The organism is Bifidobacterium canis (assembly GCF_009727065.1).
Lineage (GTDB): Bacteria > Actinomycetota > Actinomycetes > Actinomycetales > Bifidobacteriaceae > Bifidobacterium > Bifidobacterium canis.
In genome coordinates, this window is the sequence record NZ_WNLP01000001.1 from 285,889 (window position 1) to 299,821 (window position 13,933).

At 58.3% G+C, this 13,933-nt stretch carries 11 protein-coding genes; 6 read left to right on the forward strand and 5 right to left on the reverse strand.

The genetic code is table 11. The features are described 5' to 3' along the window. The first annotated feature begins 96 nt into the window (after positions 1-96). From GSD1FS_RS01205 to GSD1FS_RS01215, 3 genes are all read left to right on the forward strand, one after another. Complete coding sequence (locus GSD1FS_RS01205; RefSeq protein WP_196424991.1) at positions 97-525, forward strand: DUF2975 domain-containing protein; 429 nt, start codon at positions 97-99, stop codon at positions 523-525. Then, a complete protein-coding gene (locus tag GSD1FS_RS01210; RefSeq protein ID WP_155588025.1) occupies positions 525-743 on the forward strand; it encodes a helix-turn-helix domain-containing protein in 219 nt (72 codons plus the stop codon). The genes GSD1FS_RS01205 and GSD1FS_RS01210 overlap by 1 nt, the downstream gene beginning before the upstream one ends. A gap of 89 nt (positions 744-832) precedes the next feature. Then, on the forward strand, positions 833-1,243 hold the full coding sequence (locus GSD1FS_RS01215) for a GNAT family N-acetyltransferase (protein ID WP_155588026.1): 411 nt from the start codon (positions 833-835) through the stop codon (positions 1,241-1,243). 80 nt (positions 1,244-1,323) lie between these two features. Here the strand turns inward: GSD1FS_RS01215 and GSD1FS_RS01220 are convergent, their stop codons facing one another. The 3 genes from GSD1FS_RS01220 to GSD1FS_RS01230 all read right to left on the reverse strand — a co-directional run bounded on the left by GSD1FS_RS01220 (position 1,324) and on the right by GSD1FS_RS01230 (position 5,301). After that, positions 1,324-2,406: an alpha/beta hydrolase gene (locus GSD1FS_RS01220; RefSeq protein WP_246165679.1), complete on the reverse strand. Its 1,083-nt coding sequence runs from the start codon at positions 2,404-2,406 to the stop codon at positions 1,324-1,326. 135 nt (positions 2,407-2,541) lie between these two features. Beyond that, the gene (locus GSD1FS_RS01225) at positions 2,542-3,882 is read right to left on the reverse strand and encodes a uracil-xanthine permease family protein (RefSeq protein WP_155588211.1); all 1,341 of its coding nucleotides are present in this window, start codon (positions 3,880-3,882) and stop codon (positions 2,542-2,544) included. Positions 3,883-4,182: 300 nt separating this feature from the next. Continuing rightward, on the reverse strand, positions 4,183-5,301 hold the full coding sequence (locus tag GSD1FS_RS01230; protein WP_196424992.1) for a YeiH family protein: 1,119 nt from the start codon (positions 5,299-5,301) through the stop codon (positions 4,183-4,185). Positions 5,302-5,562: 261 nt separating this feature from the next. Here GSD1FS_RS01230 and GSD1FS_RS01235 point away from each other — a divergent pair, with 261 nt between their 5' ends. Then, positions 5,563-7,509 (forward strand): DEAD/DEAH box helicase, encoded by a 1,947-nt coding sequence (locus tag GSD1FS_RS01235; RefSeq protein WP_155588212.1) that lies wholly within the window; start codon positions 5,563-5,565, stop codon positions 7,507-7,509. Between the two features lie 9 nt (positions 7,510-7,518). On the opposite strand, the gene GSD1FS_RS01240 is transcribed toward GSD1FS_RS01235, so the two are convergent. Beyond that, positions 7,519-8,310: an SDR family NAD(P)-dependent oxidoreductase gene (locus tag GSD1FS_RS01240; RefSeq protein ID WP_155588028.1), complete on the reverse strand. Its 792-nt coding sequence runs from the start codon at positions 8,308-8,310 to the stop codon at positions 7,519-7,521. A 209-nt stretch (positions 8,311-8,519) separates the two neighbouring features. Between GSD1FS_RS01240 and GSD1FS_RS01245 the strand changes: the two genes are divergently transcribed. After that, positions 8,520-11,330: a heavy metal translocating P-type ATPase gene (locus GSD1FS_RS01245; protein ID WP_155588029.1), complete on the forward strand. Its 2,811-nt coding sequence runs from the start codon at positions 8,520-8,522 to the stop codon at positions 11,328-11,330. A gap of 142 nt (positions 11,331-11,472) precedes the next feature. On the opposite strand, the gene brnQ is transcribed toward GSD1FS_RS01245, so the two are convergent. Beyond that, positions 11,473-12,834 (reverse strand): branched-chain amino acid transport system II carrier protein, encoded by a 1,362-nt coding sequence (gene brnQ, locus GSD1FS_RS01250; RefSeq protein WP_425481771.1) that lies wholly within the window; start codon positions 12,832-12,834, stop codon positions 11,473-11,475. Positions 12,835-13,225: 391 nt separating this feature from the next. Here brnQ and GSD1FS_RS01255 point away from each other — a divergent pair, with 391 nt between their 5' ends. After that, positions 13,226-13,906 (forward strand): Type 1 glutamine amidotransferase-like domain-containing protein, encoded by a 681-nt coding sequence (locus tag GSD1FS_RS01255; protein WP_155588031.1) that lies wholly within the window; start codon positions 13,226-13,228, stop codon positions 13,904-13,906. Positions 13,907-13,933: the final 27 nt, after the last annotated feature.

Below are 13,933 nucleotides of genomic sequence, written 5' to 3' on the forward strand. Positions count from 1 at the left end.
AATCCTAGATTCCCCCGCCCCGCAATCCTTGTTGTTCTTAAAGTGCTGATTGTGATGGGGGAGTTGTTGTGTCTGCTCGGTCAATGGTTTGTGTTTGTGATTTCGACCGAAATAGTGAGTGAAATTCCGGAAACTACGCCGGGATTGTGGCCGTACCGCATCGCCGGAGCATTGGGCATTGCGTGTCTCGAAGTGGCGTTCGCCGCCGTGTGGCCGTTACTGACATTGGCTGGCCGTCAGGATGTGTTCTCCGGCAAAGCCATTCATTGGGTCAATCTCATCATCGGAAGCGCGATTGCCGAGGGTATCCTCGTACTTGCGGTCTTGGTGTTCTCCAATCTCAGCCTTCCGTATGTCAAGCCGAACGGGCAGGTGGTTCAGGCCGCGCTCGGTGCGCCGATGCTCGAACTGATGCTGGTGGTCGCATTGTTGCTCATCGCCGCATTCGTATTGCTGATGTGGGTTATGCGATCATTGCTGATGCAAGCCATCGGCCAACGCCGTGAACTTGAGGGAGTGATCTGATGGCCATCCAAGTCAATCTCGATGTCATGCTCGCCAAAAGAAAGATGAGCGTTAACGAGCTGGCGGATGCCATCGGCATTACGCCCGCGAATGTGTCGGTGCTTAAGAACGGGCGGGCTAAGGCCATTCGATTCACCACGCTTGACGCGATCTGCAACGTGTTGGACTGCCAGCCCGGAGACGTGCTTGAGTTCAAGCCTGACGTCAGCAAGAGCTGAATGCATTGACTGCAACGGCGGTATTATGCGACTTTCATAACGTGAGCTGTGCATGCCGCCGCTTTGCATACGCACTTATGATGCCCAGTATGGCGATTGAATATACGGAAGACAAACGATTCACTCCGGAGCAGGTGCAGCGGCTGTTCGCTTCGGCCGGCTGGGATTCCGCACGCTACCCGGAACGGGTGTGGCGCGCGCTGATGGGCAGCGACACCGTGGTGAGCGCATGGGACGGCGACCAGCTGGCTGGTCTGGCGCGCGCGATCGACGACGGCGAGATGCTCGCCTACATCCACTGGGTGATCGTCGACCCCGACTATCGAGGCCGGCACGTCGGCGCGCAACTGGTGGAACATATGAAGGCGAAATACCGTGACTACATGTTCCTCGAAGTGATGCCGGAGGAGAGCAAGAACGCGCCGTTCTACCAGCGTCTCGGATTCACGCTGATGGAAGACGGCCGCGCCATGCAGATCGTGCACGCCGAGAACAACTAGAAGCACATGTCAATATGCGAAGAGCCGGCATATATGGTTTCACATATGCCGGCTCTTCGCATAAGCAGTGATTCCAGTAATCAGCTGGCGATGTTGTATGAGAAATCGCGGATCTGCTGCAACACACGCTGGCTTTCCGGCAGCCACGTCATGCCCACCGAGAACACATGGCCGAGCGTTTGCGTCTTCGGCACGGTGAAATCGTGCAGTTCGAAATCACGATCATGCACCGCCAGCGCGGTCGCCAACTGCAACGTTTGCGCTTGAATGAAATCGTCGCTGCTCGTCACCAGATACAGCGGCGGAATATCTGCCACATGACGCATCAGCGAATCAGGATTCAAGTAGGGGAGCGCATCGTCGAGGTCAGTGAAGAACGCGTCTCCGAGCATCTGCGTAAGCAGTTCGCGGGCTGAACTCTCATCGGAGTCAGAGACTTGCGGGGAGAGATTGTAGACTCCAGAGACGAGCGCGCCACCGGCGAAATTCAGTCCGGACACTTCGCCGATCTGGAACGCGCGTGCAGCGTTCTCGCTGTTCTCTATGGCGAGCGCCAGCAATGCCAGGCAAGCGCCTGCGGAATCTCCGGTGATGAAAATATCGGTCGGACTGAGCGGAAACTCGCTCAGATGATCGCGAATCCAACACAACGCCGCCTCGATGTCGGCGAGCTGGCCAAGCAGATTCGTCTGCGGTGCCGGACGGTAGTTCAACGAAAACACGCCGAATCCTTGCGCCGCCAGATGCGTGTTGAAGTTGCGGTTGAGCTCCTTGTAGCCGTAGCAGAACCCGCCGCCGTGAATGTCGATGTACACCGGCGTTGTTTTGCCGCCGCGCACAACGGCGTCGTTCGGCAGATACACGTCGAGCAGATGCCCGCGAACCTGATTCTCGCCATAGCCGCCGTCCGGCAGATACGCGATGTCGGTATGCGCTTGCACTTCCTCGGGATCCTGCCAATGCAGAGCGCGCGGGTAGTCGAAGATCGCGCCATCGGTGCGGCTGCGGTGAATGCGCTCCGCGTGCTCGGCATCAGCCAAGTGCAGGTCGCCGTCGATCTGCGTCCAATACGTCGCCAGATCGATGACCGCGTTCTGGTACTCCGGAGTCTCCGGGTCGAACGGTACTGCGGGAATGCGATTGCGCTCATATCTGTTCATCATGCTCCATTCCTTGCGACGCATCGTGTGCGTCAACAAAAGTATGCATATTATGACGATGGCGGGAGCCTATAGAAATATGACTCCCGCCATCACTGTACTATCAAGTGCTTTGTGCCGCCTGACAGTACTCATATATCACTGCTTGGCATTCGGATTATTAACTGGTTCGTCGAGATTCTCGAACTTCTTCTCCTCGGCGTTGAGCGGCGGCGCCTCTTTGACGACGGTGCCGGTGGCACGGCCGATCGCTTTGAGTCCGTGGTAGAGCACGAGCACGACGATGGAGCCGATGGCGATGCCGTTGAACTGCACGCCGCTGATGGAGAACTGGAAGTTCGCGATGCCGATGATCATGACGACCGAAGCGGTCATGATGTTGATGGGCTTGCTGAAATCGACCTTGTTGTCAACCCAGATCTGCACGCCGATCATGCCGATCATGCCGTACAGCAGCACGGTAACGCCGCCGAGCACGCCAGCCGGGATGGAATTGACCACCTGACCGAACTTCGGGCACAGCGACAACAGGAACGCGAAGCCGGCGGCGCACCAATACGCTGCGGTGGAGTATACCTTGGTGGCGGCCATGACGCCGATGTTCTCACCGTAGGTGGTGGTGCCGGAGCCGCCGCCGAAACCGGCGATCGTGGTGCCCAAGCCGTCGGCGATCAATGCGGTGCCGATCTGGTTGTCGTAGTCGTGGCCGGTCATCTGGGCGACGGACTTGACGTGGCCGACGTTTTCCGCGATAAGCACGAGTACCACCGGCAGGAACATCGGCAGAATAGAGAAGTCGACCTGTGGGGTGTGGAACTTCGGGAAGCCAACCCATGCAGCCTGTTCAATGGCAGAGAAGTCCACTTGGCCGCGGATGCAGGCGTAGGCGTAGCCGATGAGCACGCCGATCAGAATGTTGAGACGACCGATAAGACCCTTGAACAGCACTGCGATCAGCAGCACTGCGACGAGTGTGACGATGGCGGTGTCGGGAGCGGCCTGGAAGTTGGTCCACACCGTTGGCGCAAGGTTGAAGCCGATGATGGCGACGATGGCGCCGTTGACGACCGGAGGCATGATGCGGTCGATCCACACCGCGCCCGCCCATTGCACTATGAAGCCGATGATCGCCAGAAGCAGGCCCGTGCACATGATGCCGAAGCTGGCGACGGCGATGCCCTTACCGGCGCTGGCGACGGCGGCGATAGGCGCGATGAAGCCAAAGCTCGAACCGAGGTACGAGGGAAGCATGTTCTTGTTGATGAGCAGGAACAGCGCCGTGGAGAACGCTGTGAAGAACAGCGTGGTCGAAGGATCAAAATGGGTGAGAATCGGGACCAGGAACGTGGCTCCGAACATGGCGACCACATGCTGTGCACCGATCTCCGCGGTACGCGGCCAAGTCAGTCGCTCCTTCGGCTCGACGATCTCGCCCGGTTTAAGTGTTTTCCCGTCCCCATGGAGAGTCCATGTGAACATGCTTCGTACAGATGTCACGTTTTCCTCGCTGTCTCTTCTTCAAATTTCGTGGCCAAGACAGCTTATTGCCATTGACCGAATCATATTGTAGTGACGTAGGGGAACCAATGGCTTGGCAGCTTAGAATTCTTGTGCTGCTCACGCGGAATTGTCACGAAACGTGCACATGAAGTACCGGAAAGAAATAGTACTTGGAAAAATACGTGGATTTTTCTTGAGTGCAGGGAATAAATATGCCGGCGGACTTCCGTTTTTGGAAGCCCGCCGGCATATTTATAAACTTATGCTCGATAGATTTATTTAGAAGAAGGCAACGGCGAGACCATAGCAGATCGCAACCAGGATGATCGAAGAGATCAGGCTGGCGATGAACGGCTTGATGCCCGTCTTGGCGATCGCCTTGAAGTTCACGTTGATGCCAAGCGCGGCCATGGCCATGCCGAGGAAGATCTTCGCGACGTCGTTACCGAGCACGCTCACGAACTGTGCGCTGGACGGGATGGCGGTCAGCAGCAGCGTTCCGATAGCGGCCGTGGCAATGAAGCCAAGCATGAACCACGGGAAGGCGACCTTACGCTTGCCGCCGACCTCGGTGACCTCGCTGTGGCGCTTATCCCACCAAATGGCGACGATGATCGACACGAAGACGAGCATGAGCACACGGGAGAGCTTCATGATGTTCGCCATCGTAGCGGCGTCCACAACACCCTGCTGTGCGGCGAGGGCCGCGTTGTTCAGACCATCACCTGCGGCAACGGCGTGCGCGATCTCGTGCAGCGAGCCGCCTGCGATGAAGCCTTCCTGTGCCTGGTTGAGACCGAAGGCCGGCAGAATGGCGATCTCAAGCAATGCGAAGATCGTGCCCATGATGGCGACGATCGCGATGGCGGTGACTTCGTCGTTCTCCTTTTCGCTTTCGCGCTTCGGGGAAACCTTGATGGAACCGGAGACGCCCATGACCGCGGCCGCGCCGCAGACGCCGGTACCACAGGAGACGAGGATGGCCATAAGCGGGTCGACGCCCATCAAGCGGCAGATGCCGTAGGTGATGAGAATCGTGACGGTCACGACGAGCGCAGCCAATGGCAGGCACTTCGCACCGGTGGTGAACAGCAGCTCGAGGTTGAGCTTGAAGCCGAGCAGAATGATGCCGAAACGCAAGAACTTGTTTGCGATGAGTCCCGCGGCATCCTTGACGCCGGCTTGACGAACCGGATCGTCTTTCGTGTACCATGCACGGATCGGGAATTGCACGACCATGCCGATGAGCAGCGCGATGATCAGCGCGCCGAGAATCTTGAGACCATCGAACTGTGCCGCCCACATGCCGATCAGCGTGGCGATCAGGGTGACGATGGCAATCAACAACATCTGTTTGGTGGCAATTCTCTTGCCCCATTTCATACAGAATTCTTTCATGGCTCTCATAATACATTTGCCCTGTACATGAGATTTAAATTTCATTAATTGATACACTTTTTGTGAAAACCGTGTGAAATAAAGGGCTCTTGGAGCATGGTTCGCAGCGTGTCATGAAAATCTAGTAGCCACCCGTCGCTACACTAAGATAGTTTGCGCACAGCGCTTGAACAGGCTGCCTATTCCGACTGCCTACGTTTTTACAGATGAAAGGCCATCGTGCCCGATACAACTATTGCAATGACTTCTTTGGATGACGATATGAATGACGCCGATTCCGTATATGAGGAACCGGCCTTGACTTTTGCGCAGCTCGGTGTTCCCGGCCCCTTGGTGCAGATGCTCGCCGCGGACGGCAAGAAAACCGCGTTCCCCATTCAGCAAGACACGTTGCCGGATTCCCTGTCTGGCCGAGACGTGCTCGGACGTGGGCAGACGGGCTCCGGCAAAACGCTCGCTTTCGGACTGCCTCTCGTCGCACGACTTTCACAGATGGATCGTGCCGATGATCGCGAGTTTGCACGCGATCTCAAAGCGTTGAAGAAATCCCGCGTGGTCAGGCGCAAGGTATCGGCGAACATGCCGCATCCGCGTGCATTGGTGTTGGCTCCGACCCGTGAACTCGCCAATCAGATCAGTGACGTGTTGGCTCCGCTCGCCGAGGTGTATGGCATGGCCACGACCACCGTGTATGGTGGCGTGAAATATGATCGTCAGTTCCGCGATCTCGATGAGGGCGCCGACATTGTGGTGGCGTGCCCGGGGCGTCTTGAAGATCTGATCGAACAGCAGGCGCTGACGCTTGCCGACGTGCGCGTCGTCGTGCTCGATGAAGCTGATGAGATGGCCGACATGGGGTTCCTGCCGCCTATCAAGCGTATTCTCACGCAGATAAGCCCGACGGCACAGCATATGCTGTTCTCGGCGACGCTTGACCACGGCGTTGACACCGTGGTCACGGAGTTCCTGCATGACCCGAAAGTGCACAGCGTCGATGAAGTCACGTCGAACGTGGATTCGATGACGCATCATCTGTTCATGGTGCCGCGCAGCGAGAAAATGGCGGTGGTTCGTGAACTCGCCAGCGGGCAGGGGAGACGCATCCTGTTCACCCGCACGAAATTCCAAGCGAAGAAATTGGCGCATTCGTTGACGCAGAGCGGTATTCCCGCCGCGGAACTGCACGGCAACCTGAGCCAGAATCAGCGTGACCGCAATCTGCAGGCATTCGAATCCGGTTCGGTGAACGTGCTGGTCGCCACCGACGTTGCGGCACGAGGCATCGATGTGAGCAATGTGCAGCTCGTCATCCAGGTGGATCCACCGGAAGATCCGAAATCATTCACACACCGTTCCGGCCGTACCGCACGAGCAGGTCAATCTGGTGATGTCGTCACATTGATGACTCGGGATCAGAAGCGCAAAGTGCGGTATCTGCTCAAAGACGTCGGCTTGAAACTCAAGCCGATAGAGGTGTCGGTGGACTCTCCCCAGGTGCAGGAGCTGGTCGGTGAGAAAGCCGAGCCGGTGTATGGGTGGGAGCTACCTGAACTCGAACGTAAGCAGCAGAGCAGAAAACAGCGTAATAAGCGTGATGGGCGCCGTGACCGTGGCGGTAATCGCCGTGGAGAAGAGAACGGCAACCGTAAGCGAGGGAATCGTTCCGAGGCGAAGAATCACAAGCCGTCGAAGCGCGAACGCGAACTGCAGCGTGAACAGCAGGAGTTCGCAGAGGCGTTCCTCGGCAATCTCACGAGTGTCCGCCCGTCTGATGATGAGCGTAGCGAGCGCGATGACCGCAAGGGCAGGAAACATGAGAAGCGCCGTCATGAAGCCGATAATCGTCCACGTAACCGCGAAGAGCGCCGCAAAGCGCGGTTCGGGGAGCACTACAGCGAGGAATATGAACCCAGAAAAAGTCGGCGCAAGCATGCCCATCGCGAAGATGGTGCGGGCAAACGCCGTTCCGAGCAGCGCGGAAGCAAACGAATTCATCGCGATGAAAACCGTGTGATTCGCGATGAGCGCGACGAATCCGTGAAACGTCACGAACGGCGTATGGAAGCGCGTAAGAACGCCGGTGTCACCGGTGGCAAGCGTAAAGGAAAGAATGGAAGGCGTACCGACAATCCGTTCCGTGCGTCGCGTGGTAATCGTTCCGGTGCGCGTAACGGGCACGGCGGCCGTGGAGGTCGCGGCCGCCGCTAACCCCTCTTGTTACTTGCGTTGTTTGACCGGGTCGCCGCCGTTCATGACGGCGGCGCAGGCTGCGGCGAGCCGGTCGGGCACGAAACGCGCGGCAAACGCGGCGCTCTTCGAGAACGCGCCGGCATAGGCCAACACAGCGCGCGCGTTCATCTTGCGGTAGGCGAATCCGGCAACGGCGCGTGGAGTAGCCGGTTTGGTCATCGTGAAGAAGTTCTTGCCGTGCATGTTCGCCGCCTTCTCGAAGCCAGTGCTGGTCGGCCCCGGGCACACGCAGGTGACGGAGACGCCAGTGCCACGCAGTTCATAGGCAATGGCTTCGCTCAACGATCTCACGAACGCCTTCGACGCGTAATACATCGCCATGTATGGCCCCGGAATCGTCGAGGCGATCGAAGAGATGTTCAGAATATGGCCGTTGTGCCGTTGCACCATGTCGGCGCCGAACAAGCGGGTGAGTTCGGCAAGCGCGCACATGTTGACCTGCATCATCGAACGCAGTTTCTCGGTATCCGCTCGCATATAGGAGTTCCAATCGGCGAATCCAGCATTGTTGACCAAGTAGTCGACGATGATCCCGTGCTCGTGCGCATACCTGTGCAGTTTGCTCGCCGCCTGAGGATCCGACAGGTCAAGCACAACTGATCTGACGTGCACGTGGAATTCCCTTTCCAGCTGCTGCTGCAACACTGCAAGCTCGTCGGCATTGCGCGCGGTGAGCAGCAGATTATGGTCATCTCTGGCGAACAACATCGCCAGTTCTCGCCCCAAACCTCCGGTCGCTCCTGTGATCAGTGCAGTCATATTCGCTCCTTCGATCTGCAAAATCAACCTGTGCCACTATGCGAACACTGAACATGTGGTCGCATCGTTTCCTCTCACATTAACCAGCATGCCGCGTGTTGCGCATGATATTCAGCCAGACGGTGATGCTCAGCGGTGTTGCGGGAATGCAAACGCCGTTCCGGTGTTTGGATAAGGCGCAAGAGTTATGAGATGGAAGGAGCGTGAACATGACGGTTGTATGGGCAGTCCTCGTCGCCGTACTGCTCACCGCTGCGATCATATGGTTCTTCTTCGCGCCAAAACAAGCGAAGCAGGCCACGACGCAGAACGGCGTGCAAGTGGCGCATATCACGGTGAGGGGTGGCTACGAGCCCTCACTCATCGAAGTGCAGGCCGGTGTTCCGGTACGCCTTGATTTCGATCGCAAGGAAAGTGGCGAATGCTCGTCGCATGTGGTGTTCTCGGACTTCGGCATTGACCAGCCGTTGCAGGCCTTCGCACAGACCAGTGTGGAGCTGCCGGCGTTGGCACCTGGCGATTACCCGTTTGCCTGCGGCATGAACATGCTGCATGGCATGATTCGGGCCGTCGGGGATGCCGATGCGCAGGATTCCACAAAGAACGCCTCACATGATGCGCATAAGCAGGTGGCACAGAACACCGACGCCGACAATCTCGAACAGGTGCAGGATGCCGATGATGCCGAACGCGCGCATGAAATCGCGACGTTGCGCAGACGACTGACCGTGGGCATCATCTTCACAGTGCCTGAACTGCTGTTGGCGATGCTGCCGATGATTCCCGCCCTAGGCGCATGGATGCATTCCAGTCTGCCGGGCTGGGTCATGTCGCCTTGGCTGCAGCTTGCATTGACGGCACCAGTCATGTTCTACTGCGGTTGGCCGGTGCACCGCACCGGCTGGCTGGCGATCGCGCATCGTGCTCCCGAGATGAACTCGCTTGTCACAGTGGGCACATGCGTCGCATTCCTCTACAGCCTTGTGGTGACGGTACGCCCCACATTGCTTCCAGTCGGTTCGCGTGAACCGTATTATGAGGCGGTGGCGACGATCATCACGCTGATGATTCTCGGCCAGCTGCTCGAATCGAAAGCACAGGCTGGAACCGGAGCCGCCATCAAAGGCTTGATCGGTCTGCGTGTCAACGTGTCTCACGTGGTCACCGATCATGGAGTAGTTGACAAGCCCACGGATCAAGTGCAGGTTGGAGACATCGTTGAAATTCGCCCAGGTGAAAGCCTGCCGGTGGATGGCGTCGTGATCTCAGGTCAGACGAGCATCGATGAATCGATGATCACCGGCGAACCGATGCCGGTCAGCGTGCATGAAGGGTCGAAAGTGGTCGGTGCCACAGTCAACGGCAACGGCACCATCCGCTACCGTGCCACGCGTGTGGGCTCGCAGACCGTGCTCTCACAGATCATTCGCCTGGTGCGCAACGCACAGACATCGAAGGCCCCGATCCAGCGCATAGCCGACCGCGTGGCCGGGGTGTTCGTGCCCACCGTCATCCTCATCGCCATCTGGACCTTCGTGATCTGGCAGTTCACACCAATGCCGTTGCATGCGCTGTATGGCCTGATCTGCGCCATCTGCGTGCTCGTCATCGCCTGCCCATGCGCGCTCGGCTTGGCCACGCCACTGTCGATCACGATCGCCACAGGCAAGGGTGCGCAATACGGCGTGCTGTTCCGCTCCGCGGAGGCCTTGGAGACCACGCATCGCGTCAACACCGTGGTGCTCGACAAAACCGGTACGATCACCGTCGGCAAGCCGCAGGTCTCCCACATGTTCGTTTTCGAGCACGGTCAGTGGAACGAGTCAAACGACACGGCGAGCCTGCGTCTGATCGCGGCAGCAGAAGCCACATCCGAGCATCCATTGGCTCAGGCCATCGTCGCGGAATACCAGAACACCAATTCCGAACAGCTGCCACAAGCACAGCAGTTCCACAGCGTTCCCGGTTCCGGAATCGACGCACATGTGGACGGGCATCATGTGATGGTCGGCAATGAGCGGTTCGTGATGCAGTCCGTTGAGCACGTCGACGAGCAGCAGACTGAAACATTGCAACGCCAGATCGACCAGATCGCCGCGCAGGGCGGCACCCCGATCGTCGCCGCCATCGACGGGGCGCTCGCCATGGTGATCGCGGTATCCGATCGCATCAAAGACACGTCGCTCACCGCTATCAAGGCCTTGCGCGAACGCAACATCGACATCGTCATGCTGACTGGCGACAACGAGCGCACAGCGAAAACGATCTCCGACCAGCTGGGCATCGATCACGTGGTGGCTCAAGTGACGCCTGCCGACAAGGAATTCGTGGTGCGCCAACTGCAAAACCAGCACCGCGTTGTCGCAATGGTGGGCGATGGCATCAACGATGCCCCCGCCCTCGCCCGAGCCGACATCGGCATGGCGATGGGATCCGGCACCGATATCGCGATGGAATCGGCGAGCATCACGTTGATGAACTCGTCGCTCGAATCGGTGGTGACCGCCGTGGATCTGGCCGACCGCACGATGCGCAACATCCACCAGAACCTCGGCTTCGCGCTCGGTTACAACGGCTTGGGTATTCCGGTGGCAGCCGGCGTGCTCTACCCGCTGTGGCACATTCTGCTCAGCCCGATGATCGCGGGCGCAGCGATGGCGTTCTCGTCGCTGTCGGTTGTGCTCAACGCAAACAGGCTGCACACATTCAACCCGAATCATGTTAAGCCTGAACGCAGGTCGTCTCGCGAAGCCCTGAATATGAGCATGCAATTGCCGTCGCAGAGTGAGACGCCAACCGCTGAGCACCAGCACCACCATGAGCACCACGACAATAATGTCGTTGCTGAACGAAAGGAATCCAAGATGAGCGAACACATCGACCCAATCTGCGGCATGGTCGTCGACCCGAAGGATGCGGCGGAAACCCGCACTTACAACGGCAAGACGATCTATTTCTGCAGCGCGCATTGCGCAGCCACGTTCGACGCCGATCCGAGCAAATACGTGCAGGAAAGCTGACAACGCCGAGGCGCTGAGTGATTCCATGTGACAATATGAGTCACGCGGAACGAATAAGGCGCGGACCGAGAACAAGTCTCGGTCCGCGCCTTTCGCGTATTCTCACGCTTGCGGTAACGCTATTGGTGATGCCACAGAACGCTTATTGTTTGTCTACAGACTTTGCCTGCGGCACGGCAAGCGAAACGATGACGCCCACAATCAAACCGACGAGCGCAGGCACCAGCCAACCCAAGCCGTTCGCATTCATCGGCAGCCAATTGCATGCGGTTTTCAGCCAATCGATGTGCCCATGCAGCACTTCCACCAGTTTGACGAGACCGTTGGCGATGCTGGCGACGGCAGTGAAGACGATCGTCGTGAAATACACGTAACGGAAATGGCTGGAGAACGGCTTGTGCACCAGTGAGAGCACTACAAGCACGATGGCGATCGGGTAGAGCGCCTCCAGCACAGGTACGGCAAGCGCGATGATCGAGCTCAAGCCGATGTTGGCGATGAGCAGGCTGACGATGGTGAACAAAATGCTCCATGCTGTGTAGCCGACGCGTTTGCCGAACACGGTGGGGAAGTGGTTGTGGAAATACGAGCTGCACGTGGAAATGAGTCCGATGCACACGTTGAAGCATGCAACCACGAAAATGACGCCGATGAACACCGTGCCCACATGACCGAACACGCGATCACTCAGATTGGTGAGCACGGTGGCTCCGGTGTCGTTCGGGCCAGCCGGCTGGTAGGCACCGGAAACCGCGCCGATGAAGCTCAAAGCCGCATAGACGAGCACAAGCATGACGCCGGTGAATGCGCCGCCGATACCCGTTTCACGACGATTGTCACGCTCATCGGTGACGCCCATTTCACGAATGTTCGCGGAGATGACGATGCCGAAATACAGTGCGGCGAGCAGATCCATCGTCTGATAGCCGTCGATCATGCCTTGGATCAGCTGGCTATGCGCATACGATCCGCTGGGGTCGGCAAACGGTGGGTGATGGAGGAACAGGCAGACCACGAACAATATGACGATGAGTGCGAGCAGCAGTGGGCCCATCACCTTGCCAAGCACTCGCGTGAGCTTATCGGGGTGCTGCGCGATGATCAGCGCCGCCACGAAGAACACAAGCGAATAGGCGAGCTGCACCCATGGTTTCGAAGCGTCGGTGGTGAACGGCGCGAACGCCATTTCGAACGATGTCGACGCGGTGCGCGGAATCGCGAACAGCGGGCCGATCGTCAGAATGATCGCGACGCCCAGCACCAGCGAGAACCGTTTCGACACGCGTGCGGCCAGATTGCCGAAACCGCCGGCTTGGGCGACGACCAGAACGCCGAGAATGGGCAGACCCACGGCGGAGATGATGAACCCAAGCATGGCGATGAACGTGCGGTTTCCAGCCTGCGCACCAAGCAGTGGCGGGAAGATGAGATTGCCTGCTCCGAAGAACATCGAGAAGAATGTGACGGTGACGATGGCTCGCTGACGTTTCGACAATGCGCGCAGTTTGCTTCCCGGACGAAGCCCATCGGCTTCCTCGGTGCTCTCGGCGATGCTTTCAGCCACCTCCACCGCGTTCTCCTGCGCCGGATCGTCGTTGATCGACGTGTGCTCCAATCGGTTCGACTCATCTGTTGATGCGTGCGATGCGTTCTCTCTATGCATATGCTCCCTGCCGTTGTGCATTTCGTGATCTGTGTATATGCCGCGTTCGCGTGAGCGCTAACGGGCAGGCAGGCGCATGGCGTGCACCGCCATCACACAGAATAGGAACACGCGCCTACCAATATTCGCTCCACTGCGCATGCTGTAAGCGCAAAGCATGAATATTGTCAGAAAAACGACCTAGCGTGACGCGCAGAGACGGCAGCATGAGTGTCGTAAGAACGAGGCTGATATGAGTGATTCGCGAACGACCGGATCGGACACACTGCTACTCGCGTCGACGAGCACGGCCATTGCGCGAGTGCTCAAACCATATGCGCGCCAGTTGCAGGGCAAGCGGATGGCGTTCATACCGACGGCGAGTGATGCGGAGACCTATGGCATCGCCAACCGGCTGGCGCGTTGGCGTTTCGCATGCATGGGCATCGACGTTCACATGGTGAACGTGGCGCGCGAACCATACGAGACGATAAGCGGTGAGCTGCGGTTGGCTGACGCGATCTATGTGTGCGGGGGCAATACGTTCCACCTGATGCATCATCTCAATGCGAGCGGTGCCAGCGTGCTGATTCGCAACAAAGTGGCGCGAGGCGCACTGTATATCGGGGAGTCGGCGGGCGCGGTGGCGGCGAGTCCCGACGTCGGCTATATCGCCGCAATGGACGATGACCGCATCGCCGGTTACACGCAAGGGCTTGCGCTGACTCGATACCGGGTGATTCCGCACATGGGGGCGCTCATGCTCGGTAACGCCGCAGCTCGCATATATGCCGAACACCAGTCGGATAGTCGATACGTGGCGTTGCGCAACACGCAGGCGCTCGTCGTATCGAACACGCAGGCGCGTGTGATTGATGCAACATCACACTTCGCCATTGGCGTGGAACATACCGGGTTTTTCGGCTTGACGTGAGCTAGACTGGCACTCGTATGGATTCCG

What these genes read in the sequence shown, in the direction of transcription:
- GSD1FS_RS01255 (WP_155588031.1), top strand. Translation starts at nt 13,226, where the DNA reads ATGAGTGATTCGCGAACGACCGGATCGGACACACTGCTACTCGCGTCG.
- GSD1FS_RS01235 (WP_155588212.1), top strand. Translation starts at nt 5,563, where the DNA reads ATGAATGACGCCGATTCCGTATATGAGGAACCGGCCTTGACTTTTGCG.
- GSD1FS_RS01230 (WP_196424992.1), bottom strand. Translation starts at nt 5,301, where the DNA reads ATGAAAGAATTCTGTATGAAATGGGGCAAGAGAATTGCCACCAAACAG.
- GSD1FS_RS01240 (WP_155588028.1), bottom strand. Translation starts at nt 8,310, where the DNA reads ATGACTGCACTGATCACAGGAGCGACCGGAGGTTTGGGGCGAGAACTG.
- GSD1FS_RS01225 (WP_155588211.1), bottom strand. Translation starts at nt 3,882, where the DNA reads ATGTTCACATGGACTCTCCATGGGGACGGGAAAACACTTAAACCGGGC.
- GSD1FS_RS01245 (WP_155588029.1), top strand. Translation starts at nt 8,520, where the DNA reads ATGACGGTTGTATGGGCAGTCCTCGTCGCCGTACTGCTCACCGCTGCG.
- GSD1FS_RS01220 (WP_246165679.1), bottom strand. Translation starts at nt 2,406, where the DNA reads ATGATGAACAGATATGAGCGCAATCGCATTCCCGCAGTACCGTTCGAC.
- GSD1FS_RS01210 (WP_155588025.1), top strand. Translation starts at nt 525, where the DNA reads ATGGCCATCCAAGTCAATCTCGATGTCATGCTCGCCAAAAGAAAGATG.
- GSD1FS_RS01215 (WP_155588026.1), top strand. Translation starts at nt 833, where the DNA reads ATGGCGATTGAATATACGGAAGACAAACGATTCACTCCGGAGCAGGTG.